This window comes from Kumtagia sp., assembly GCF_059502445.1.
Window position 1 is genome coordinate 277290 of the sequence record NZ_JCACER010000076.1, and the last position, 22172, is coordinate 299461.

Here is a 22172-nt window from a genome sequence, read left to right on the forward strand (position 1 = left end):
TGACCCGCCTCGCGCCTTGCGGCGCGGCTGGCCCGGCCCTATAGCACCGTCTCGACATGATCGACGCCGCGCCCCCGCCCCTGTTTCCGCACCGCCATCTGCTTGGCATCCGCGATCTTTCCCCCGCCGACATCAAATCCCTGCTCGACCGCGCCGACGCGGCCGTGGCGATCTCGCGTCGCCACGAGAAGAAGACGTCGGCGCTGCGCGGGCGCACGCAGATCAACCTGTTCTACGAGGCCTCGACCCGCACCCAGTCCTCCTTCGAGCTGGCGGGCAAACGGCTCGGCGCCGACGTCATGAACATGAGCGTCGCCTCGTCCTCGGTGAAGAAGGGCGAGACGCTGATCGACACCGCGATGACGCTCAACGCCATGCGCCCCGACATCCTGATCATCCGCCACGCCTCGGCGGGAGCGGCCGCGCTGCTTGCCCAGAAGGTCGGCTGCTCGGTGGTGAACGCCGGCGACGGCACGCACGAGCACCCGACCCAGGCGCTGCTCGACGCCCTCACCATCCGCCGCGCCAAGGGGCGGCTGGCCGGGCTCACGGTCGCCATCTGCGGCGACATCCTGCATTCGCGGGTGGCGCGCTCCAACATCCTGCTGCTCAACGCCATGGGCGCCTTCGTGCGCGTCGCCGCGCCCTCGACGCTGCTGCCCGCCGGCATCCGGCAGATGTCGGTCGAGGTCTTCCCGACAATGGCCGACGCGCTGCGCGGTGCCGACGTGGTGATGATGCTGCGCCTCCAGCGCGAGCGCATGGCCGGCGCTTTTGTCCCGTCGGTGCGCGAATATTTCCGCTATTTCGGCCTCGACGCGGAAAAACTGAAGGTTGCCAGGGAGGATGCGCTGGTCATGCATCCCGGACCGATGAACCGCGGCGTCGAGATCGCCTCCGAGATCGCCGACGGCCCGCAAAGCGCCATCCAGGAACAGGTGGAGATGGGCGTCGCCGTGCGCATGGCGGTCATGGAGGCGCTGCTCGATCCGCGCCGCAACCCGGCCGACGGGGTCGCGGCATGAGTGTCACCGTCTTCCAGAACGCCCGCATCGTCGACCCGTCGCGCGGCCTCGACGAAGTCGGCGCGATCGTCGTCGAAGGCAAAAAAATCGCCGCCGCCGGCGCGGCCGCCCACAATCAGGGCACGCCGGAGGGCGCCAAGGTCATCGACTGCGGCGGCAAGACGATCGTGCCAGGCCTGGTCGATGGCCGCGTCTTCATCGGCGAGCCGGGGGCGGAGCACCGCGAGACCATCGCCTCCGCAAGCCGTGCGGCCGCCGCCGGCGGCGTCACCTCGCTGGTCATGATGCCCGACACCGATCCGGTCATCGACGACATCGCGCTGGTCGAGTTCGTGCTGCGCACGGCGCGCGACACGGCGCTGGTCAACGTCTTTCCGGCCGCCGCCATCACCAAGGGGCTGGAAGGCCGCGAGATGACCGAGTTCGGCCTCTTGCGCGAGGCCGGCGCGGTCGCCTTCACCGACGGCCGCCATTCGATCGCCAACGCCCTGGTCATGCGGCGCGCCCTCACCTATGCCCGCGACTTCGGTGCCGTGGTGGCGCACGAGACGCTCGACCGCGACCTCGGCGCCGGCGGGGTGATGAACGAGGGCCTGTTCGCGAGCTGGCTCGGCCTGCCCGGCATGCCGCGCGAGGCGGAGACCATCCCGCTGGAGCGCGACCTGGCGCTGGCGCGGCTGACCGGTGGCGCCTACCACGCCGCGAAAATCTCGACCGGGCTCGCCGCCGCCGCGGTGGCGCGCGCCAAGGCCGACGGCGCCGACGTCACGGCCGGCGTATCGATCAACCACCTGTCGCTCAACGAGAACGACGTCGGCGAATACCGCACCTTCTTCAAGCTGTCGCCGCCGCTGCGCGCCGAGGACGACCGGCTCGCCATGATCGAGGCGCTGCGCGACGGCACTATCGACATCGTCGTGTCCTCGCACGATCCGCAGGACGTCGATACCAAGCGCCTGCCCTTCGCCGACGCGGCCGACGGCGCAATCGGCCTGGAGACGCTGCTCGGCGCGGCGCTCAGGCTCCATCACAATGGCGACGTGCCGCTGATACGGCTGATCGAGGTGCTCTCCACCGCCCCGGCAAGACTGTTCGGCCTGCCGGGCGGCACGCTGAAGCCCGGCGCGCCGGCCGATCTGGCGGTGCTCGACCTCGACGAGCCGTGGATCGTCCGCGAGGCGGACATCCGCTCCCGCTCCAAGAACACCTGCTTCGAAGGCGCGCGCCTGCAGGGCCGCGTCTTGCGCACGCTGGTTGCCGGCAGGACGGTTTTCGAGGCATAGTCCGAACGGGACGGCGCAGGCCGTCGCGGGGGAGGCTCATGGTACTTCATCTCATCGCCGCGCTCGCTTTCGGCTATCTGCTCGGCTCGATTCCCTTCGGCCTGCTGATCACCCGAGCCGCCGGCCTGGGCGACGTGCGCAAGATCGGCTCGGGCAATATCGGCGCAACCAACGTGCTGAGGACCGGCAACAAGGGGCTGGCGGCGCTGACGCTCGTCTGCGACGCCCTCAAGGGCACCGCGGCGGCGCTGATCGCCGGCAGCTTCGCCCCGGAACTCGGCATCGCCGCCGGCTTCGCCGCCTTCATCGGCCACATCTTCCCGGTCTGGCTCGGCTTCAAGGGCGGCAAGGGTGTTGCCACCTATCTCGGCGTACTGCTCGGCCTCGCCTGGAAGGCCGTGCTCGCCTTCGCCGTGATCTGGCTGGCGATCGCCCTCCTGCTGCGCTACTCCTCGCTCGCCGCGCTCATCGCCACGCTCGCCGTGCCGGTGGCGCTCTTCTTCATGGGACAGACCGATCTCGCCCTGGTCTTCGCCGTCATGTCCGCGATCGTCTGGCTGAAGCACCGCGCCAATATCGGGCGGCTGCTCGCCGGCACCGAATCGCGCATCGGCTCCAAAGGATGACCGAGGCGCGGCCGCGGCTCTCCGAGCGCCAGCGGCTCGCCTGGCTGAGGCTGATCCGCACGCCCAATGTCGGCCCGGCCACCTTCCGCGACCTGATCAACCGCTTCGGCTCGGCCGAGACTGCGATCGAGCACCTGCCGGAGCTGATGCGCAATGCCGGCTCGACCGCCGTCCCGCGCGTGCCGAGCGTGTCGGCGGCGGAAGCCGAGATGGAGAAGGCGGAGCGCTTCGGCGCCCGCTTCATCGGCATCGGCGAGCCCGACTACCCGCCGCAGCTCCGGCGCATGGACTATCCGCCGCCGCTGATCGCCGTGAAGGGCAACGACGCGGTGTTCAGGCTGCCGGCGGTTTCCATCGTCGGCGCCCGCAACGCCTCGCTGGCCGGGCTGAAGATGGCGCGCATGCTGGCAGGCGCCGTCGGCAGGGAGGGTTATGCCGTCATCTCAGGGCTGGCGCGCGGCATCGACACGGCGGCCCACGAAGGCAGCCTCGCCACCGGAACGGTCGGCGTGCTGGCAGGCGGCCTCGATCGCCCCTACCCGCCGGAAAACGTCGGGCTGTGCGAGCGCATCACCGAGGCCGGTGCGGTCGTCTCCGAAATGCCGTTCGGCTGGGAACCGCGGGCGCAGGATTTTCCGCGCCGCAACCGCGTGGTCGCCGGGCTCGGCCTAGGACTGGTCGTGGTCGAAGCGGCGCGGCGCTCGGGCTCGCTGATCAGCGCGAGGCTCGCCGGCGAGATGGGCCGCATCGTCTTCTCGGTGCCGGGCTCGCCGCTCGACCCGCGGGCCGAAGGCGCCAACCGCCTGCTCAAGGACGGCGCCATCCTGGTCACCGGGCCGGAGGACATCCTCGACGCGCTGGCGCCGCTCACACTGACGGAGGGGCCTCCGGACATCTCGGCGGAGGAGCCGCCCGACTATTCCGACGTGCCGCCGCCGGCGGCGACCGACCGCCAGAAGGTGCTGGAGGCGCTGAGCCCGGTGCCGACCGGCATCGACGAGCTGATCTGGCACACCGGCCTGCATCCGGCGCAGGTCTTCCTCATCCTGCTGGAGCTCGACCTCGCCGGCCGGCTGGAGCGCCATTCAGGCGGTGCGGTTTCGCTTGTGCTCCCGGACGCTTGACGGTCGTTCGCCGCGGGCGAGGTCGCCGACTTCGAGATAGGCCATCTCGATGAGATAGGCGAGCATGTCGCAGCGCTCGGCCTCGGCCATGGTGCGCAACTGCGCGAGCATGCTTTGCATATACTCCAGCGTCTCGCTGCGGCGCCTTCCATGATGAGCATTCATGATCAGACCTTTTGCCGGGCAGAGGCCGTCCCGAAGCCTTCGCCTGCGATTGTGATCGTCACTGCAACCGATGGTCGTCCTTTATTTACCATAGTAACTTAAAATTGCAAGGAATATTTGCCTATCCTGCAAGTTGCAGGAGGTGGTATCGGACCGACAATCAGCGTCTGCCCTTGACCGGACGGTTTTCCGCAGCCATTTGACGACACCGACCGGCGTTCGCGGATACTGTCGCCGGCCCATTTAGATACGGAATTGCGAAATCCAATGGACGTTGTCGTCGTCGAGTCGCCCAACAAGGTCAAAACGATCAACAAGTATTTGGGCAAGAACTACAAGGTTCTGGCTTCCTTCGGCCATGTCCGCGACTTGCCGGCCAAGGATGGCTCCGTACGGCCGGACGACGATTTCTCCATGTCATGGGAAGTCGACGGCCCGTCGTCGAAGCGGCTGGCCGACATCGCCAAGGCCGTCAAGGAGGCCGACGGGCTGATTCTGGCGACCGACCCCGACCGCGAGGGCGAGGCGATCTCCTGGCATGTGCTGGAGGTGCTGCGGCAGAAGCGCGCGCTCAAGGACAAGCGGGTGCAGCGCGTCGTCTTCAACTCGATCACCAAGCAGGCCGTGCTCGACGCCATGGCCAATCCGCGCCAGATCGATCCGCCGCTGGTCGACGCCTATCTCGCCCGCCGCGCGCTCGACTACCTCGTCGGCTTCACGCTGTCGCCGGTGCTGTGGCGCAAGCTGCCGGGTGCCCGCTCCGCCGGCCGCGTGCAGTCGGTGGCGCTGCGCTTCGTCTGCGACCGCGAGGCCGAGATCGAGCGCTTCGTGCGCGAGGACTACTGGCTGATCGCCGCTATCCTCGGCACGCCGCGCAACGAAAGCTTCGAGGCGCGGCTGACCACGGTCGACGGCAAGAAGCTCGAAAAGCTCGACATCAAGACCCAGGAGCAGGCCGACGGCATCAAGGCCATGCTCGACGGCGCCGTCTTCAGGGCCCTGTCGGTCGAGGCCAAGCCGACCAAGCGCAACCCGGCGGCGCCCTTCACCACCTCGACGCTGCAGCAGGCCGCCTCTTCGCGGCTCTCCTTTTCGGCACAGCGCACCATGCAGGTGGCGCAGCGTCTCTACGAAGGCCTCGAGATCGGCGGCGAGACGGCGGGCCTGATCACCTATATGCGTACCGACGGCGTGCAGATGGCGCCGGAGGCGATCACCGCCGCTCGCGAAGCCATCGCCAGGGAGTTCGGCCAGAAATACGTGCCGGAGAAGCCGCGCTACTATTCGGCCAAGGCCAAGAACGCCCAGGAGGCGCACGAGGCCATCCGCCCCACCGATTTCTCCCGCACGCCGGCCGAGATGAAAAAATATCTCGATGCCGACCAGGCGCGGCTCTACGAGATGATCTGGAAGCGGGCGATCGCCAGCCAGATGCTGCCGGCCGAGATCGAGCGGACCACGGTCGAGATCGAAGCTCGCAACGGCGCGCAGACCGCCGGCCTGCGCGCCGTCGGCTCGGTGGTGCGCTTCGACGGCTTCATCGCCGCCTATACCGAGCAGAAGGACGAGGACGCCGAGGACGAGGAAAGCAAGCGCCTGCCGGAGATCCGTGCCGGCGAGACGCTCGACCGCAAGACGGTGAACGTGACCGCCCACACTACCGAGCCGCCGCCGCGCTATTCGGAAGCGTCCTTCATCAAGAAGATGGAGGAGCTCGGCATCGGCCGCCCGTCGACCTATGTCGCGACGCTGAAGACGCTGGAGGACCGCGACTACGTCAAGATCGAGAACCGCAAGCTGATCCCGCAGCCCAAGGGCCGGTTGGTGACGGCCTTCATGGAAAGCTTCTTCGAGCACTATGTCGAATACGACTTCACCGCCTCGCTGGAGGAGAAGCTCGACGAGATCTCCGACGGAAAGCTCGCCTGGAAGGACGTGCTGCGCGATTTCTGGCGCGATTTTTCCGGCGCCGTCGGCGGCATCAAGGAGCTGCGCGTCACCGACGTGCTGGATGCGCTCAACGAGGAACTGGCGCCGCTGGTGTTCCCGGCGCGCGAGGACGGCTCCAACCCGCGCATCTGCCCGCGCTGCGGCAGCGGCAACCTGTCGCTGAAGCTCGGCAAGTTCGGCGCCTTCGTCGGCTGCTCCAACTATCCCGAATGCGGCTACACCCGCCAGCTCGGCGACGCCGCGAACGGCAATGGCGAGGCCGCCAACGGCGATTCCGGCGACAAGGTGCTGGGCAAGGATCCCTATACGGCCGAGGAGATCACGCTGCGCAACGGCCGTTTCGGCCCCTATGTGCAGCGCGGCGAAGGCAAGGAGGCCAAGCGCTCCAGCCTGCCCAAGGGCTGGACGGTCGACACGGTCGACCACGAGAAGGCGCTGGCGCTGCTGGCGCTGCCGCGCGACGTCGGAAAGCACCCGGAAAGCGGCAAGATGATCTCCGCCGGCCTCGGCCGCTACGGGCCGTTCGTGCTGCACGACGGAACCTATGCCAATCTGGAGAGTATCGAGGACGTGTTCTCGATCGGCCTCAATCGCGCGGTCTCGGTGATCGCCGAGAAGCACTCGAAGGGCAAGGCCGCCCGCGGCGGTGCGCCGGCGGCGCTGAAGACGCTGGGCGACCATCCGGACGGCGGCGCCGTCACCGTGCGCGACGGTCGTTATGGTCCCTATGTGAACCACGGCAAGGTCAACGCGACGCTGCCGAAGGGCAAGGACCCGATGACGGTGACGCTGGAGGAGGCTCTGGCGCTGGTCGCCGAACGCGCGGGCAAGGGTGGCGGCAATGGCAAGGGCAATGGCGCCCGGCGAACGGCGAAGCCCGCCAGGAAGACCGCGGCCAAGAAAAAGAAGGAATGAGGCCTTTTGGCCAGAAAACCGTCTCCGCCGAGGATTGAACGAGGCAGCCCCGCTTTCGGGCCCGGCGCGCACCCGCGGACGGCCGGCGATTTCCGACCGAGCCGCGAGGAGCTCCTCACCTATATCGAGGAGAATCCCGACCGGAGCGGCAAGCGCGATCTGGCCAAGGCCTTCTCGCTCAAGGGCGCCGACCGCGTCTGGCTTAAGGAGACGCTCGCCGGCCTGCATGACGAGGGACTGATCGAGAAGGAGCGCAAGCGGCTGCGGCGCCCCGGCACCCTGCCCCCGGTCGCCGTGCTCGACATTTTTTCGCGCGACGCCGACGGCACGCTGCTGGCGAGGCCTGCCGAGCGCGACGGCGCCGACAGCCCGATCGTCGTGGCGATCAAGACGACCAAGGGTGGCCGCGGATCCGCGCCCGGCGTCGGCGACCGGGTGCTGGCAAAGACCTTCCGCAACGACGACAAGGCCGGCCCTGCCTACACCGCTCGCGTGATGAAGGTGTTCGAGAAGCGCGCCGACACCGCGCTCGGCGTGTTCCGCACGCTGGCCGACGGCCGTTTGCGCATCATCCCGGTCGAGCGTGGAAAGTCCGAGTTCGAGGTGGCGGAGGAGAACCGCAACGGCGCCCGCGACGGCGATCTGGTCGAGATCGAGACCGGCCGTTCCGTCCGCTACGGCCTGCCGCAGGCGAAGGTGCTTTCCGTCGTCGGCTCGCTGACCAGCGAGAAGGCGGTCTCGATGATCGCCATCCACGCCCACGGCATCCCGCATATTTTCCCGCGGGAAGTGCTCGCCGAGGCGGACGCTGCGGCGCCCGTCGGCATGGATGGCCGCGAGGACTGGCGCGACCTGCCGCTGGTCACCATCGATCCGGCCGACGCCAAGGACCATGACGACGCCGTGCTCGCCGTGCCGGACACCGATCCGGCCAATCCCGGCGGGGTGGTCGCCACCGTCGCCATCGCCGACGTCGCCGCCTATGTGCTGACCGGCAGCGCACTCGACCGCGAGGCGCTCAACCGCGGCAACTCGGTCTACTTCCCGGACCGGGTGGTGCCGATGCTGCCGGAGCGCATCTCCAACGACCTCTGCTCCCTGAAGGAAGGCGTCGACCGCCCGGCGCTCGCCGTGCGCATGACGTTTGCGGCCGACGGCCGAAAACTGCGCCATTCCTTCCATCGCGTCATGATGCGCTCCATCGCCCGCCTCGCCTACCCGCAGGCCCAGGCCGCGATCGACGGCACGCCCGATGAGCGCACGGCGCCGATCCTGGATACGGTGCTGAAGCCGCTGTGGGATGGCTACGCAGTGCTGAAGCGCGGCCGCGACAAGCGTCAGCCGCTCGACCTCGACCTGCCGGAGCGAAAAATCCTGCTGAAGCCCGACGGCACCGTCGACCGGGTCATCGTGCCGGAACGGCTCGACGCCCACCGGCTGATCGAGGAGTTCATGATCCAGGCCAATGTCGCGGCTGCCGAGACCCTGGAGGGCAAGCGGCAGAAGCTGGTCTATCGCGTCCACGACGCACCGTCGCTGGCCAAGCAGGAAGCGCTGCGCGAGTTCCTGCACTCGATCGGCATCTCGCTGGCGCGCGGCGCCGATCTGCGCACCGCGCAGTTCAACCACATCCTCGAGCGCGTCCGCGACGGCGAGCATGAGGCGCTGGTCAACGAAGTTGTGCTGCGCACGCAGATGCAGGCCATCTATTCGCCCGACAATCTCGGCCATTTCGGCCTCAACCTCAGGCGTTATGCGCATTTCACCTCGCCGATCCGCCGCTATGCCGACCTGATCGTGCACCGCGCGCTGATCGCCGCGCTCGGCCTCGGCAAGGACGGGCTGACGGCGGGCCAGGAGGAGCGGCTGGACGACATTTCCGGGCTGATCTCTACCACCGAGCGGCGCGCCATGGCGGCCGAGCGCGAGACCGTCGACCGGCTGATCGCCGCCCATCTTGCCGAGCGCATCGACGGCGAGTTCGACGGCCGCGTGTCGGGCGTCACCAGGGCGGGACTTTTTGTCCAATTGCCGCAGTTCGGCACCGATGGCTTTGTCCCTGTGGCAACGCTCGGCGGCGATTACTATGTCTTCGACGAGACGACGCGGGCGCTGGTCGGCGAACGCACCGGCAAGGGTTTTCAGCTTGCCGACGCCGTTTCGGTCAAGCTGGTCGAGGTCGCGCCGCTCGCAGGGGCGCTGCGCTTCGAGATGCTGAGCGAGCCGAAGCCGATGGGCAGCGCCACGCGCTCGTTCCACAAGGCCAAGGCCCGGCAGAAGCGCGCCCGCGCGTCGCAGCCGCGACGCGGGGCCCGCGGCAGGAGATGAGCATGGAAGAACAGGTTTTCGGCGGCGAGCACCATGCCGGCAGGCCCACGCGGCCGCTGTGGATGGCGATGAAGCGCGGCTTCCTCGGCCGCTGCCCGCATTGCGGCGAGGGAAAGCTGTTCCGCTCCTTCCTGAAGACCGTCGACCGTTGCGAGCACTGCGGCGAGGAGATGCACCACCACCGCGCCGACGACCTGCCGGCCTATCTCGTCGTCGTCATCGTCGGGCACATCATCGTCGGCGCCTTCATGGGCGTCGAGGCGACCAGCACGCTGTCGACCTGGCAGCATCTGGCGATCTGGGTGCCGCTGACGATCGTCTCGGCGCTGGCCCTGCTCCGGCCGGTCAAGGGCGCCGTCGTCGGACTGCAATGGGCCTTCTATATGCACGGCTTCGGCGGCGAATCGGACCTGGTCGAGCAGCATCCCGAGGCGTGACGCCACGGCGCTGGCCCAAGACTGCGCCGCGACGCGGCGGTTTTCTCACAGGCCGCGCTCCGCTATGGGAGGCTCCATGGACGGCATGACTCGCACAGAGGTCGACAAGGCCGAGGCCAAGGATTTCGCGCTCGGCAAGGGTCCGCTGCGGCCGCGCGACGCCGCCACGCTCATCCTGCTCGAGCGCAGGGATGGCGAGGTCCGCGTCCTGATGGGCCGCCGCCATGCCCGCCACGCCTTCATGCCTGGCAAGTTCGTGTTTCCGGGCGGCCGCACCGACCCCGAGGATGGCCGCATTCCGGTGGCGCAGGACCTGCATCCCGACGAGCAGGCCAAGCTGACCAGCGCAGCGCGAATCGCGCCGGCGCGTGCCCGCGCCATCGCGCTGTCGGCCGTGCGCGAGACCTATGAGGAGGCGGGCCTTCTGATCGGCCGCGCCGCATCGTTCCAGACGCGCCAGGCCGGATGGCTCGGTTTCGCCGAGCACAATGTGGCGCCCGCTCTCGACGGCTTGCGCTATATCGCACGCGCCATCACCCCGCCCGGCCGCGTGCGCCGCTTCGACACCCGCTTCCTCGCCGCCTGGCGCGACAGCGTGGCGGTGGAGCTGCCGCAAGGCGGCCCGACCGGGGAACTGGAAGAGCTCGCCTGGCTGCCGCTCGCCGAGGCCCGGCAGGCCGACATTCCCGCCATCACCGGGACCGTCCTGGGCGAGCTCGAGCAGCGTCTGACCGAAGACCCGCTGCTGCGTCCCGGCGGGCCCGTGCCGTTCTACCGCATGGTCCGCAATCGCTTCGTCCGCGAACTCCTGTAGCCACAAGCCAAGCAGTTTCGACATGACCGGCAGCGTTGACACCGAAGACGATCCCGCGCGCGTGCGCTGGCTGGCGATCACGGCGGCAATCGCCTCGATCAGCGTGGTCGGCATCGCCATCGGGCTGGGCATGCCGCTGCTCAGCATCATTTTGGAGAATCGCGGCTACTCCGCCAGCATGATCGGCCTCAACACCGCCGTGGCCGGGCTCGCCTCGATCGCCGGCGCGCCGCTCGCCACGCCGCTCGCCGTGCGCTTCGGCACGGTGCCGGTGATGGTCACCATGATCCTGCTCGGCGCCTTCGCCTTCATGGGCTTCTATTTCGCGCCGGCCTTCTGGATGTGGTTTCCGTTGCGCGTGGTGCTGCACATCGCGCTCACCGTGCTGTTCATCCTGTCGGAATTCTGGATATCGTCCTCGGCGCCGCCGCACCGGCGCGGCTTCGTGCTCGGCATCTACGCCACGGTGCTGTCGCTCGGCTTCGCGCTCGGCCCCTGGCTGTTCTCGCAGCTCGGCAGCGGCGGCTTCGAGCCCTTCGGCGCCGTCTTCGTCCTGGTGATGATCGCCCTGGTGCCGGTGATCGCCGCCTGGCGCGAGAGCCCGCGCATCCATGCCAGGGAGGACGAGAGCGGTCACTTCCTGCGCTATATCTGGCTGGTGCCGACGGCGACCGCGGCGGTGCTGGTGTTCGGCGCCGTCGAGACCGGCGGCTTCGCCCTCTTCCCGATCTATGGCGCCCGCAGCGGCTATTCGGAGGCCGACGCCGCACTGCTGCTCACCATGATCGGCCTCGGCAACGTGCTCTTGCAGATCCCGATCGGCATGCTGAGCGACCGGGTGCCGGACCGCCGCTATCTGCTGCTCGGCTGCGCCACGGTCGGGCTGGCCGGCATGATCGTCCTGCCCAGCGTTTCGATCAGCTGGCACATGCTGGCGGCCGTGCTGTTCGTCTGGGGCGGCGTGGTGGCGGCGCTCTACACCATCGGCCTCGCCCATCTCGGCGCAAGACTCTCCGGTCACGAGCTCGCCAACGCCAATGCCGCCTTCGTGCTCTGCTACGGCCTCGGCATGGTCATCGGCCCGCAGGCGATCGGCATCGGCATGGACCTGTTCGGCAAGGAAGGTTTTCCCGGGGCGCTTGCCCTGTTCTTCCTGTTCTACATCGTTCTCGCCGTCAGCCGCATCGCTGCCTCGCGCCGCCGCTCTTGACTTTCCGGCACCGATCTTTATGTGTCGCGCCTGATTTCCGCGCCGGGGCCACCGCCCTTCGAGAAGCGGTCAGGCCCCAGACAGTCGAACGGAACGCATCATGGCAAAAGCCGCCAACATCAAGATCAAGCTGCTCTCCACCGCCGACACCGGCTATTTCTACGTGACCAGCAAGAACAGCCGCACCAAGACCGACAAGCTGTCCTTCCGCAAATACGACCCGGTCGCCAAGAAGCACGTCGAGTTCAAGGAAACGAAGATCAAGTAATCTTCGCTTTCCGCGTTGCCGCCAAAGCCGCCGCGAGGCGGCTTTTTGCGTTTGGGCGGCATGCCCTCGCGACCGCGGACGGCCCGCGACTGCACACCCGGACGAAGCCGCAAGAGGCCACAACCGGAGCCTGCGACAATTTGCATGACAGATATGCATGCGCCGAGGCTTGCCGAAAGAGCAGGCAGCGATTAGGTCAATGGTGTTGACGCTCTTCCTCCTCCCTGAGCGTCGGCACAGAGAGCGGCGCACATCCTCCCGCGCCGCGATCAAATCAAGCCCGCCGGACCTCCTCCCCCGGCGGGCTTTCTTTTTGCGCGCCGACGGCATGCATTTGCCCGCGAGGACCACCTGCCTGAAAAGGAGCCCGGAGGTCGGGGCTCAACCCTCTGGCGATACAGGAGCAGGACGGGACGCTGCATCGCAGCGGCTCTTTTTTTATTGAGGATTTTGCGGAAGAGGAGAAAAGGGGGCCGGCCGACATGCTGGCAGCGGTACGAGGAGGCCACTGTGTGCCAGTTGCCGGCCGGCCGACCCCACGGACCCAGGAGATGCGGCGGACCTGAGCATCATGGGGCATCTTCGGAAAACATCGGCATGCCGAAGCATTATGACGTTTTCTTGTTCTTGATTTTGATCGTTGCTCAGGAACACTTGAAAATCAACAGTTTCTTAACCAAACCGCGACGGATTGCGGTGTTAAGGTAAACTGGAAACCATCTTTTTCGCCGGCAAACGGTCAGAAAACCGCGTAAACGGACGCGTTTCCACCGTTTTCGCGCGCGCTTTCAAAAGCATGCCGGCTCAACTTCACGTTTGCTTGAGCGTTGCAAGATTTGGCGTTCATGCCGCCTTGGCGACCACCCGGTTGCGTCCGCCGGACTTGGCTTCGTAGAGGGCAAGGTCCGCGCGCTTGATCAGGTCCTCGACCGCATCGGGGCCGCGCAGCACCGAGGAGACGCCGACGCTGATGGTGAGCGCGATGGTCTGCCCCGTCTTGCCGACCGGGAACGGATGGCGCTCGATCTCGGCGCGGATGCGCTCGGCGACCTTCTCGGCGACCGAAGCCTCGGTGTCCGGCATGACGATCACGAACTCCTCGCCGCCGTAGCGGCAGGCGAGGTCGATGCCGCGGACGTTCTTGCGCAGCCGGCGCGCGAATTCGCGCAGCACGTCGTCGCCGCCGTCATGGCCATGGGTGTCGTTGATCGACTTGAAGCGGTCGAGGTCGGTGATCATCATCGACAGCGGCCGGCGCCGCGACACGGCCCGGTCGAACAGCGTCTTCAGGTGGCTGTCGAGATAGCGCCGGTTGTGCAGGCCGGTCAGCGCGTCGGTCACCGCCATCTCGATGGTCTGGGCGACGCTGGCGCGCAGCTCGTCGTTGTAGCGCTTTCGCTTCACCTGGGTGCGCAGCCGCGCCGTCAGCTCCTGCCGGTCGATCGGCCGCACCAGATAGTCGTTGATACCGAGTTCCAGCCCGCGCACGATCCGGTTCTCCTCGCCGGTGTCGGCAAGCAGGATGATCGGAAGGAAGCGCGTGCGGTCGAGCGACCGTATCTGCGAGCACAGCCTGAGCGGGTCGTAATTGGCGAAGGCCGTCGAGATCAGCATGCATTCATACGGCGCCTCGGCCGCCTGGAAGAAGCCGGCCTGCGGATCGCTCACCACGTCGAGCTCGGCCTGTCCCGCGAGGAAGCGGCCGATGCGTTCGGACGAGGACGGCCGCTCGTCGACCAGCAGCACCCTGGGCAGCGTCTCGTCGTCCGGCACGCGACGGGCGAGCAGTTCCTCGATGCCTATGTTGCGGGTTGTCGCGGCCCGCAACCGCAGCTCGTCGGTGAGCGTCTTCAGCCGCACCAGGCTTTTCACCCGTGTCATCAGCTGCAGGTCGTTGACCGGCTTGGTCAGAAAATCGTCGGCGCCCGCCTCCAGGCCGCGCACCCGGTCGACCACCTGGTCGAGCGCCGTGACCATGATCACAGGGATATGCTGGGTCGCGGGGTCGGCCTTCAGCCGGCGGCAGACCTCGAAGCCGTCCATGCCCGGCATCATCACGTCGAGCAGCACCACGTCGACCTTGCCGTTCTCGCAGGCCTCGATGGCGTCCTCGCCATTGCCGGCAGTGAGCACCTCGAAATATTCGGCGAGCAGCCGCACTTCGAGCAGCTTCACATTGGCCGGAATGTCGTCGACGACGAGGATGCGCGCGGTCATCGGCTGCAAGGGCTCCGGAGGGGCGGGCGGGCGGGCCTCATGCGTCGCCCAGATATGACTTGATGGTCTCGATGAAGCGCGGCACCGAGATCGGCTTGGAGATGTAGGCCTCGCAGCCGCCCTGGCGGATACGCTCCTCGTCGCCCTTCATGGCGAAGGCGGTGACGGCGATGACCGGGATCGTGTGCAGGTCGTCGTCCTGCTTCAGCCATTTCGTCACTTCGAGGCCGGAGACTTCCGGCAGCTGGATGTCCATGAGGATGAGGTCCGGCCGGTGCGAGCGCGCCAGTTCCAGCGCCTCGAGGCCGTTGCGGGTGCGCACCGTCTCGTAGCCGCTCGCCTCGATCAGGTCGCGGAAGAGCTTCATGTTGAGCTCGTTGTCCTCGACGATCATCACCTTTTTGGCCATTTCGCCTTCAACCCCGGACCGGGACGTCATGCCCCCAGCCTCTCCGCGCCACGCTCATAGCGCCGAGTCCAGCCGGACCTTATCTCCAGAACATTGACGAAACGGAAACTGTTCCGCCCGCTGAGGCGATCGTGAACACAACGATCGCCCGGCTCGCTTGCCCGGCCGGCACTACCCGGCTACTGGCAGATAGGAATTTGTTGCGGGAGTCGCCAGAAAGCCATGCCGGCGCACAAGACCACAGCGGCGGATGCCGAGGCCCTGGCCGTGTCGGCGCTGGCGTTCATCGCCGGCGACCCGGTGCTGTTGCCGCGCTTCCTGGCGCTGACCGGCATCGAGGCGCAGGCGATCCGCCTGGCGGCGCGTGAGCCGGGCTTTCTGGCCGGCGTGCTGCGCTTCATCCTGGCACACGAGCCGACCCTGCTTTCCTTCGCCGAGCATGCCGGGATCGACCCGGCCTCGGTCGGCGCGGCGCTCAGGGCGCTGCCCGACGGCGACGAACTTTATGAGGCATCGACATGAGCGACGATCCCGAAACAGTGCGCCAGATCGCCGAGCTGGCGCCCGGCACGCGGCCGCTGCTGGTGCTCGACGTCGACGACGTGCTGATGGAGTTCATCGCGCCGTTCATGCGCTTCCTCGACGCCCAGGGGCTGCATCTGTCGCTGGAGACTTTTCGGCTGCACGGCAACATCACGCGGCGCGAGACAGGGGAAGCGCTCGACTACGAGGCCGTCTCGACGCTCATCGATGATTTCTTCGCCGCGCAGGATCGCTGGCAGTCGCCGCTCGCCGGGGCGGTCGAGGCGGTGGCGGAGCTTTCCGACCAGGCCGACATCGTGCTGCTCACGGCGATGCCGCACCGGCACCGGGCGGTGCGCCGCATCCATCTCGACAGCCTCGGCTTCCCCTACCCGCTGCTGACCACCGAAGCGGCCAAGGGGCCGGCGCTGCGCCGGCTGCTCGGCGCCACGCCGCGTCCCATCGCCTTCGTCGACGACACGCCGCACAATCTCGTCTCGGCCCGCCAGACGCTCGCCGACGTGCATCTGTTCCACCTGATGGGCATGCCGGCCTTGCGTCCGCTGCTGTCGCCCTTGCCCGAGCGCGTGGAGATCGTCGACGAGTGGCACGAGGCCGGCCCGCGGATCGCCGCCGCGCTGGGCATCTGACGCAGGGCCTTTGCCGTTCTTCCCTGCGCCGCACTGCGGGACCGCGGCCTCAAGCCACTGAAAAATCCAGGTTCGTCATAGCCAGGCCGGCGTCGGCGACGGCGAACAGGACACCGCCGCCGGCCGCGTCACCGTTGAAGTCGTAATAAACCTCGCCCGTGTCCATCTCGTAGATGATGCGGTCGCTGGCGTCCTCGGCGAGACCATCGTCATTGGCGCGGAAGGCGGCGGCGGCCAGCGTGCCCGGCGTCAGCGCCGTGAAGATCGCGTCGGACAGGAGGAAGCGGTCGTCGGCCACGATGAAGTCGATGATGGTGTCGACATTGCCGCCCCCCAGCGCCGTGGCGAAGACGAAGGTGTCGTCGCCGCCGAAGCCGCGCAGCGTGTCGGCCCCGCCTTTGCCCTCCAGCCGGTTGTCGCCGGCATTGCCGACGATTTCCTGCGCGATCTCATTGCCGGTGAGCCATATGTCCGAGGTCCCGCCGGAGCCGTTGGTGGTCATGATCTCGACATGGACGTCCGCGTCGAGCGTGTAGCTGACGGCGGCGACCACCCGGTCGGCGGCACCTTGCACCGCGCTCTCCTCGATCACGTCGGCGGAATTGAACACGCGGTAGGTGTCGTCGCCATCGAGCCCGCGCAGCGTGTCGGCCGCGCCCTTGCCGCCGTCATGCAGGACATTGTCGCCGGCATTGCCGATGATCTCCTGGGCCAGCACGTTGCCGGTGAGGTTTATATCGGCCAGCCCTGCCGATGAGGTCGTGCCCAGGATTTCGACCTGCACGCCGGCGCCGAGCGCATAGTCCACCGCCGCCGCGACCTTGTCGGCCGTGCCCTGCGACACGCCTTCGGAAACCGTCGTGGCGGAATTGTAGACGAGATAGGTGTCGTTGCCGGCAAACCCCTTCATCGCGTCGGCGGCGCCGCCGCCATCCTTCAGCGTATTGCCGGCCGCATTGCCCTCGATCGTCTGCGCGAAGGTGTTGCCGGTCAGGTCGATCGCCGCCATACCGGTCGAGCCGTTGGTGGTGAGGCGCTCGATCGAGGCCCCTGCAGTCAGTTGATAGCTGGTCGTGGCGATGACGCGGTCCTCGCCATTGCCGATGATCTCATCGATGACGTCGCCGGCCTGGCCGACGCGGAAGACATCGTCACCCTTTCCCCCGGCCATGGTGTCGTTGCCGTCCTTGCCGTCGATCGTGTCGTTTTCGACCGTACCGATGATGATCTCGCCGGCGTTGGTGCCGTTGACCTTGATGATGTCCGTGCCGTTCGTCCAGTTCGAGAAGGCCAGGCCTGCGAGGTCGAATAGGCCGGCGCCGGTGCGGTCGACGGTGAGCGTGTCCACCGCGGCGCTGCCGGTGACCTTGTCGAAATCGATGATCGCCTCGGAGCCGAACCGCGCGCTGCTGACGCCGGACTGGTAGGTGAGTTGCTCGACGCCGTTGAACACCACCTCGAAGAAGTCGATCGCGCCGGCGTCGGCGAGTTGCACGGTGTCGGTGCCGGCGGCGCCGATCACCCCCTCCGCCTCGCCCTTCACCAGGTCGCTGCCGGCGCGGTAGACGAACTTGTCGGCGCCGTCGTTGCCAAACAGGAGATCGGTGCCGCCGCCGCCCTCCAGCGTGTCGCCGGCGGAGCCGCCATTGATCGTGTCGTCCTCGCTTGATCCGACGAGGTCGTTGGCGACGAAGATTTCGCCCTCGATCGAGATCGTCTGGTCGGGCCTGCCCCAGGTCAGAAAACTGACGCCGCTCAGGTCGGTATCGGCACCCTCCACGACGACCACGTTCTGCTCGGACTTGGTGCCGATGACCTGCTTGATCGCATCGGCGCCTAACTGGTCGTCATTGAAGGTGGCGGTGATGATCTGCGCGAACTGCACCTGCTCGACGTCGACGATCGTGGTCCCGGTGAAATCGTAGTCGGCAACCTGGGTGAGCAGCAGCCCGTCGGTGCCGTCGCCGCCGTCGAAGATCGAGCCCGCCACCGCTCCGAACGGAAGCCGCAGGATGTCGTTGCCGCCATAGGCGAACAGCTTGTCGATGCCGCCGCCATTGTTGAGCGCGCCGATCTGGTCCTTGCCGTCGGTGCCGTGGATCTCGTCGTTGCCCACCGTCCCGAATATCTGGACCTGGTCGAAGCCCGTCCAGTTCGACAGCGTCCAGTCCTTGGCCGAAAAGAAACCGGCCGCGGACATGTCGACCCGCAGGAAATTGTTGCCGGCGCCGCCGGTCAGCGTGACGGTCTCGGAGACCTGCCCGCCGCCGAACTGGCTGCTGTCGAAGGTGGCGGAGATCGAGATGTCGTCGCCATAGACGATCTCGTCGATGTCGACGAGGTCGTCGGCCGAGAAGTCGGTGGAAACATCTACGTTGAGCGTGGGCATGATTCCTCCTTGAAATGAGACGTCATTTCAATGCGAAGATGTCTGCCCCGTCGGAAGGTCGGACGCGCGGGACGCGTCCAGAATTGTCAAAGCCTGCAGCCGGCCCCTAATGTGGGCTCAGGACAATCTTGCAGGCAACATGCTTCCAGATGTTTGCACTATACTCGCACAAGGCCCGCAAAGCCAGCCGCGACAACAAACACGCTGTATTTTACCGTCCTGTCACCCCTGTGACTATCGCCATATCGCCCAATTCTCGTCACGGCGTCGGGCGGCCGCTCGCCGGCTGTCGCCGACCCGGCAATTCACATTTTGGCGGCGGCGTTTACGCAAACTATCGGACGGCCCGGCAAGCGCCTGTTGGGGCACCGAGTGCGGCGCATGGCCGGGCCGCCGACGCTGCGATTGTGACGCGGGCCCTATGACGGCGCCAGTCGGCATATGCCGACTGCCTGCCTTGGCTCGCGTCACCGCAGCTCCTGGTCCCGACGTCCGGTGCCGGCTTCGAAGGGCCGGTCCCGGGCGGCGGGTTGTTCCCGCAAGGCGCATACCGCAGTGGCGGCACGCCTGTTCACGGCATGAATTGAGGACGGCGGGAGGAAGCGGGCCGATCACCTCATCGTCGGTTGCGGGCTTCCGGCCGGGCGCACGGTAGTCTTTCCACCGCGCGCCGCCGCCCTATCTTAGTCGGCTATGAAAGATCTGCCGGCCGACATCGACGCCGATGCCGTCATCACGATCGGGCGCTATCTCGACGACCACGGCCGCTCGGCGCCGGTGTCGCTCGGCATCGCCATCCCGGAGGTCCGCGCGCTCGTCAGCACCCGGCTCTCCAACAAGGCGATCGAGGAGCTGCTCGTCCAGATGGCGGCGACACGCGGCATGGCGGTCCTGCTCGACAATCACGGTTGACTGTGTGGTCCCGGCCGGAACACGTCCGGCCGGGACCTGATGGTTTTGCCTATGCGATGCTGAAGTCCGCATTGGTCAGGCTGAGGCCGGTATCGAGTTTTGCGAACAGCACGCTGGCGCCGGCGCCATTGCCGTCGGCGTCGTAGTACAGCTCGCCGGTGTCAGTCTCGTAGATGATGCGGTCGCTGGCGTCCGCCGCAAGACCCGTCGTGTTCGCCCGGAAGGCGGCAGCGGCAAGCGTGCCGGGGGCGTTGAGGACGGTGAAGACCGCGTTCTCCAGCTCGATCGTGTCGGCCGCCACGTTGAAATCGACGATGGTGTCGACATTGCCGGCACCCAGCGCCGAGGAAAACACGAAAGTGTCGGCCCCGCCGCCGCCTTGCAGGGTGTCGATGCCACCCTTGCCGTCGATGCGGTTCACCCCTGCATTGCCGGTGATCGTCTGCGCGATTTCGTTCCCGGTAAGATCGATGCTCGCCTTGCCGGCCGAACCGTTGGTCTGCACGATCTCGACATGGACGCCGGCGCCGAGCTTGTAGTCGACCGCCGTGACGACCTTGTCGGCGCTGCCCTGCGAGGCAGCCTCGACGATGAGGTCGCCGGAGTTGAAGATGCGGTAGGTGTCGTTGCCGCCAAGCCCCTTCATGGTGTCCGCCGAGCCAGCGCCGCCATCGTGCAGGATGTTGTCGCCGGCATTGCCGGTGATCTCCTGCTTCAACGCGTTGCCGGTGAGGTCGATCGCCGCCTTGCCGGCAGAGCCGTTGGTCGTCATGATTTCGACTTCCACGCCGGCACCGAGCTTGTAGTCGACCGCGGCGGCGACCTTGTCGGCGGTGCCTTGCCCGGCGGCCTCGGCGATGAGGTCGCCGGAATTGTAGACGCGGTAGGTGTCGTTGCCGCCAAGCCCCTTCATGGTATCCGCCGCGCCGGCGCCGCCGTCATGCAGGATGTTGTCGCCGGCATTGCCGGTGATCGTCTGCGCCAGCGCATTGCCGGTCAGGTCGATCGCCGCCTTGCCTGCGTTGGAGGTGGTCGAGAGGATCTCGACCTCGACGCCGGCCCCGAGCACGAAATCCACCGCCGCCGCGACCTTGTCGGCGCTGCCCTTGCCGGCCTCTTCGAGAACCACGGTGCCGGCGGCATAGACCAGGTAGGTGTCGTTGCCGTCGAGCCCCTGCAGCGTGTCGGCCGCGCCGCCGCCGTCCTTCAGCAGGTTGACGCCGTTGTTGCCATAAATTTCCTGCGACAGCGCGTTTCCGGCCAGGTCGATCGCCAAGGTGCCCTTGTAGTTGGCCGTGCTCAGAGTCTCGATGTCATCGTCGGCCGCGAGCGCGAAGCTGTCCCTGGCCGCCACCAGATCGGTGCCGTTCCCGGCTGTTTCGATGATCACGTCGCCGGTGCCATCGACAAAGTACCGGTCGTCGCCGCTGCCGCCATCCAGCGTGTCGTTGCCCTCGCCGCCGTCCAGCCGGTCGTTACCACCCTCGCCGATGAGCGTGTCGTCACCGCCGTTGCCGTTGATCTGGTCGTCGCCTCCCTGGCCGTCATACACATCGTTGCCCAAATGGCCGAAGATGTTGTCGACCAGCTCGTCGCCGGTGAAGACCGTGTCGGAAGCCAGCCCCGCCGTCGTGGTGCGCACGATCTCCGTGACCGTCGAGCTGATCCGGCCGCTGCTGGAGTCGGCCGTGTTGTCCTGCCACACCGTCATGAACTTGCCGGCGAGCAGGCCGGCGATGGAAGGATCCGTATCGGAGCCGCCCGAAACGTTGAGCGTGAACTCGTCGGTCACCGGCGTGCCGTCCGGCATGAACACCCGCGCCAGCACGTCGTTGTCGATGATGTCGAAATTCTTGCGCCAGGTCACCGCGATGAAGCCGTTTTCGAGCATCGTGACGTCGGGCTCGGATTCGTACTGGCTGGACGGCGCGTTGACGCGGATGAAGCCGGTGACGCCGTCGCCGTTGCCGTCGAACACTTTCAGCGTGATCGCCAGATTGCCGGCATCGTCCGATCCCCAGCCGCTGTCCGTATAGACGACCGCCCAGTTGCCGCCCTCCAGTCCGACCACCTTGGAGGCGGTGTTGTCGCCGAAGCTGTCGATGACGAAGTCGTTGACCTTGGTCGTACCGTCGGCGTTGTAGATGCGGGCACGCAGCACCTGGTCGGACGGAGCGGTGTCGGTATAGGTCACGACGTAGCCGCCGGTGCTCAGGCCCGCGACGGCTCCCAGGCCCTGGTTTCCCGGCAGGGCGGAATTCACCTGGAAGAAGCCGCCGTCGAGAATGCCGGTGCCGGCGAAACGCCCTTGCATCACGTTGCCGCCTTGGGTGAAGGTCATGACGACCTCGCCATTGTCGAGGGCGGTCAGCTTCAGGTCGGTGAAGTCGGTGCCGGTATAGAACGTCAGCTCGTCAGGATATTGTTGGCCATTGATGTCGTAGAGGCGCGCCTTGATCCCGGCATCGTTGTCGCCCTCGTCCTTCCAGGCGACCAGGACGGTGCCGTTGGTGAGCTGGATCACCTGCGGCTGGCCGGCTGCCTCGGTGGCGCCGTCATGCGGTATCCTGTAGTTGCCGATGAGATTGTGGTCGGCATCGTAGAAATCGACCAGGATCTGGCCGCCGGCGGCGGCGCTGTTGTTGTAGGCGACGACGGAGTTGCCGTTCGTCAGGCCCGTGATGTGCGGGGCGAACTGGTTGCCGGCTTCGAAGCTGTTCGCCTGGAACTCGGCTTCGACGACCGAGCGGCTGTAGTTGGTGCTAAAGGCCATTGGTGCATTCCTTCTGACAATAGGGTTCCCGCCGCGGCCGTGTGGCGCGGGGATGGATTTTCCTGATGGATGTGCGAAGGTTTCAGCCGGTCTGCCGCGCAGCCTCAGCGGGTGTGGCGGCGCCGGAAGTCCTTTCGCGATTTTCGACGCCAGAT

General features: G+C 67.1%; 18 protein-coding genes. 13 read left to right on the plus strand and 5 right to left on the minus strand.

Annotated elements, in window-relative coordinates:
- Positions 1–56: 56 nt before the first annotated feature.
- The 4 genes from AC5JDC_RS21160 to dprA are packed head-to-tail and all read left to right on the plus strand — an operon-like array spanning position 57 to position 4058.
- Positions 57–1025: an aspartate carbamoyltransferase catalytic subunit gene (locus tag AC5JDC_RS21160; protein WP_106771945.1), complete on the plus strand. Its 969-nt coding sequence runs from the start codon at positions 57–59 to the stop codon at positions 1023–1025.
- Positions 1022–2308, plus strand: a complete 1287-nt coding sequence (locus AC5JDC_RS21165; protein ID WP_495844326.1) for a dihydroorotase — start codon at positions 1022–1024, stop codon at positions 2306–2308. The genes AC5JDC_RS21160 and AC5JDC_RS21165 overlap by 4 nt, the downstream gene beginning before the upstream one ends.
- 38 nt (positions 2309–2346) lie before the next feature.
- Entirely contained in the window at positions 2347–2934 is a 588-nt protein-coding gene (gene plsY / locus AC5JDC_RS21170) for a glycerol-3-phosphate 1-O-acyltransferase PlsY (RefSeq protein ID WP_495844328.1), read from the plus strand.
- Complete coding sequence (gene dprA, locus AC5JDC_RS21175) at positions 2931–4058, plus strand: DNA-processing protein DprA (protein WP_495844330.1); 1128 nt, start codon at positions 2931–2933, stop codon at positions 4056–4058. Before plsY ends, dprA begins: the two co-directional genes overlap by 4 nt.
- Here the strand turns inward: dprA and AC5JDC_RS21180 are convergent.
- A complete protein-coding gene (locus tag AC5JDC_RS21180) occupies positions 4020–4169 on the minus strand; it encodes a hypothetical protein (protein WP_342587159.1) in 150 nt (49 codons plus the stop codon). The genes dprA and AC5JDC_RS21180 overlap by 39 nt on opposite strands.
- Positions 4170–4490: 321 nt before the next feature.
- Here AC5JDC_RS21180 and topA point away from each other — a divergent pair, with 321 nt between their 5' ends.
- From topA to rpmG, 6 genes are all read left to right on the plus strand, one after another.
- On the plus strand, positions 4491–7088 hold the full coding sequence (topA, locus tag AC5JDC_RS21185) for a type I DNA topoisomerase (protein WP_495844333.1): 2598 nt from the start codon (positions 4491–4493) through the stop codon (positions 7086–7088).
- Between the two features lie 33 nt (positions 7089–7121).
- On the plus strand, positions 7122–9416 hold the full coding sequence (gene rnr / locus AC5JDC_RS21190) for a ribonuclease R (protein ID WP_495844397.1): 2295 nt from the start codon (positions 7122–7124) through the stop codon (positions 9414–9416).
- Between the two features lie 2 nt (positions 9417–9418).
- Positions 9419–9853, plus strand: coding sequence for a DUF983 domain-containing protein (locus AC5JDC_RS21195; RefSeq protein WP_165816037.1), 435 nt, complete (start codon positions 9419–9421; stop codon positions 9851–9853).
- 76 nt (positions 9854–9929) lie between these two features.
- On the plus strand, positions 9930–10667 hold the full coding sequence (locus AC5JDC_RS21200; protein WP_106771951.1) for an NUDIX hydrolase: 738 nt from the start codon (positions 9930–9932) through the stop codon (positions 10665–10667).
- A 22-nt stretch (positions 10668–10689) separates the two neighbouring features.
- Positions 10690–11877 carry an MFS transporter gene (locus tag AC5JDC_RS21205; RefSeq protein WP_495844336.1) on the plus strand — a complete coding sequence of 396 codons (1188 nt, stop codon included), beginning with the start codon at positions 10690–10692 and terminating at the stop codon, positions 11875–11877.
- 100 nt (positions 11878–11977) lie between these two features.
- The gene (gene rpmG / locus AC5JDC_RS21210; protein WP_106771953.1) at positions 11978–12145 is read left to right on the plus strand and encodes a 50S ribosomal protein L33; all 168 of its coding nucleotides are present in this window, start codon (positions 11978–11980) and stop codon (positions 12143–12145) included.
- An 843-nt stretch (positions 12146–12988) separates the two neighbouring features.
- On the opposite strand, the gene AC5JDC_RS21215 is transcribed toward rpmG, so the two are convergent.
- Positions 12989–14362: a PleD family two-component system response regulator gene (locus AC5JDC_RS21215; protein ID WP_495844337.1), complete on the minus strand. Its 1374-nt coding sequence runs from the start codon at positions 14360–14362 to the stop codon at positions 12989–12991.
- 37 nt (positions 14363–14399) lie between these two features.
- Positions 14400–14771, minus strand: coding sequence for a response regulator (locus tag AC5JDC_RS21220; protein ID WP_106771955.1), 372 nt, complete (start codon positions 14769–14771; stop codon positions 14400–14402).
- Between the two features lie 222 nt (positions 14772–14993).
- On the opposite strand from AC5JDC_RS21220, the gene AC5JDC_RS21225 reads away from it, so the two are divergent.
- The gene (locus tag AC5JDC_RS21225; RefSeq protein WP_106771956.1) at positions 14994–15293 is read left to right on the plus strand and encodes a DUF3572 domain-containing protein; all 300 of its coding nucleotides are present in this window, start codon (positions 14994–14996) and stop codon (positions 15291–15293) included.
- The gene (locus AC5JDC_RS21230) at positions 15290–15943 is read left to right on the plus strand and encodes an HAD family hydrolase (protein ID WP_495844340.1); all 654 of its coding nucleotides are present in this window, start codon (positions 15290–15292) and stop codon (positions 15941–15943) included. The genes AC5JDC_RS21225 and AC5JDC_RS21230 overlap by 4 nt, the downstream gene beginning before the upstream one ends.
- A 49-nt stretch (positions 15944–15992) precedes the next feature.
- On the opposite strand, the gene AC5JDC_RS21235 is transcribed toward AC5JDC_RS21230, so the two are convergent.
- Complete coding sequence (locus AC5JDC_RS21235; RefSeq protein ID WP_495844343.1) at positions 15993–18332, minus strand: hypothetical protein; 2340 nt, start codon at positions 18330–18332, stop codon at positions 15993–15995.
- Between the two features lie 693 nt (positions 18333–19025).
- Here AC5JDC_RS21235 and AC5JDC_RS21240 point away from each other — a divergent pair.
- Entirely contained in the window at positions 19026–19244 is a 219-nt protein-coding gene (locus AC5JDC_RS21240; protein WP_106771959.1) for a hypothetical protein, read from the plus strand.
- A gap of 49 nt (positions 19245–19293) precedes the next feature.
- Here the strand turns inward: AC5JDC_RS21240 and AC5JDC_RS21245 are convergent, their stop codons facing one another.
- Positions 19294–22017, minus strand: coding sequence for a calcium-binding protein (locus AC5JDC_RS21245; RefSeq protein ID WP_495844345.1), 2724 nt, complete (start codon positions 22015–22017; stop codon positions 19294–19296).
- Positions 22018–22172 lie beyond the last annotated feature (155 nt).

Bases quoted from the DNA above. Each gene is read 5' to 3' on its own strand.
- AC5JDC_RS21160 (WP_106771945.1), top strand. From the start codon at position 57: ATGATCGACGCCGCGCCCCCGCCCCTGTTTCCGCACCGCCATCTGCTT.
- AC5JDC_RS21165 (WP_495844326.1), top strand. From the start codon at position 1,022: ATGAGTGTCACCGTCTTCCAGAACGCCCGCATCGTCGACCCGTCGCGC.
- plsY (WP_495844328.1), top strand. From the start codon at position 2,347: ATGGTACTTCATCTCATCGCCGCGCTCGCTTTCGGCTATCTGCTCGGC.
- dprA (WP_495844330.1), top strand. From the start codon at position 2,931: ATGACCGAGGCGCGGCCGCGGCTCTCCGAGCGCCAGCGGCTCGCCTGG.
- AC5JDC_RS21180 (WP_342587159.1), bottom strand. From the start codon at position 4,169: ATGCTCGCGCAGTTGCGCACCATGGCCGAGGCCGAGCGCTGCGACATG.
- topA (WP_495844333.1), top strand. From the start codon at position 4,491: ATGGACGTTGTCGTCGTCGAGTCGCCCAACAAGGTCAAAACGATCAAC.
- AC5JDC_RS21195 (WP_165816037.1), top strand. From the start codon at position 9,419: ATGGAAGAACAGGTTTTCGGCGGCGAGCACCATGCCGGCAGGCCCACG.
- AC5JDC_RS21200 (WP_106771951.1), top strand. From the start codon at position 9,930: ATGGACGGCATGACTCGCACAGAGGTCGACAAGGCCGAGGCCAAGGAT.
- AC5JDC_RS21205 (WP_495844336.1), top strand. From the start codon at position 10,690: ATGACCGGCAGCGTTGACACCGAAGACGATCCCGCGCGCGTGCGCTGG.
- rpmG (WP_106771953.1), top strand. From the start codon at position 11,978: ATGGCAAAAGCCGCCAACATCAAGATCAAGCTGCTCTCCACCGCCGAC.
- AC5JDC_RS21215 (WP_495844337.1), bottom strand. From the start codon at position 14,362: ATGACCGCGCGCATCCTCGTCGTCGACGACATTCCGGCCAATGTGAAG.
- AC5JDC_RS21220 (WP_106771955.1), bottom strand. From the start codon at position 14,771: ATGGCCAAAAAGGTGATGATCGTCGAGGACAACGAGCTCAACATGAAG.
- AC5JDC_RS21225 (WP_106771956.1), top strand. From the start codon at position 14,994: ATGCCGGCGCACAAGACCACAGCGGCGGATGCCGAGGCCCTGGCCGTG.
- AC5JDC_RS21230 (WP_495844340.1), top strand. From the start codon at position 15,290: ATGAGCGACGATCCCGAAACAGTGCGCCAGATCGCCGAGCTGGCGCCC.
- AC5JDC_RS21235 (WP_495844343.1), bottom strand. From the start codon at position 18,332: ATGCCCACGCTCAACGTAGATGTTTCCACCGACTTCTCGGCCGACGAC.
- AC5JDC_RS21240 (WP_106771959.1), top strand. From the start codon at position 19,026: ATGAAAGATCTGCCGGCCGACATCGACGCCGATGCCGTCATCACGATC.
- AC5JDC_RS21245 (WP_495844345.1), bottom strand. From the start codon at position 22,017: ATGGCCTTTAGCACCAACTACAGCCGCTCGGTCGTCGAAGCCGAGTTC.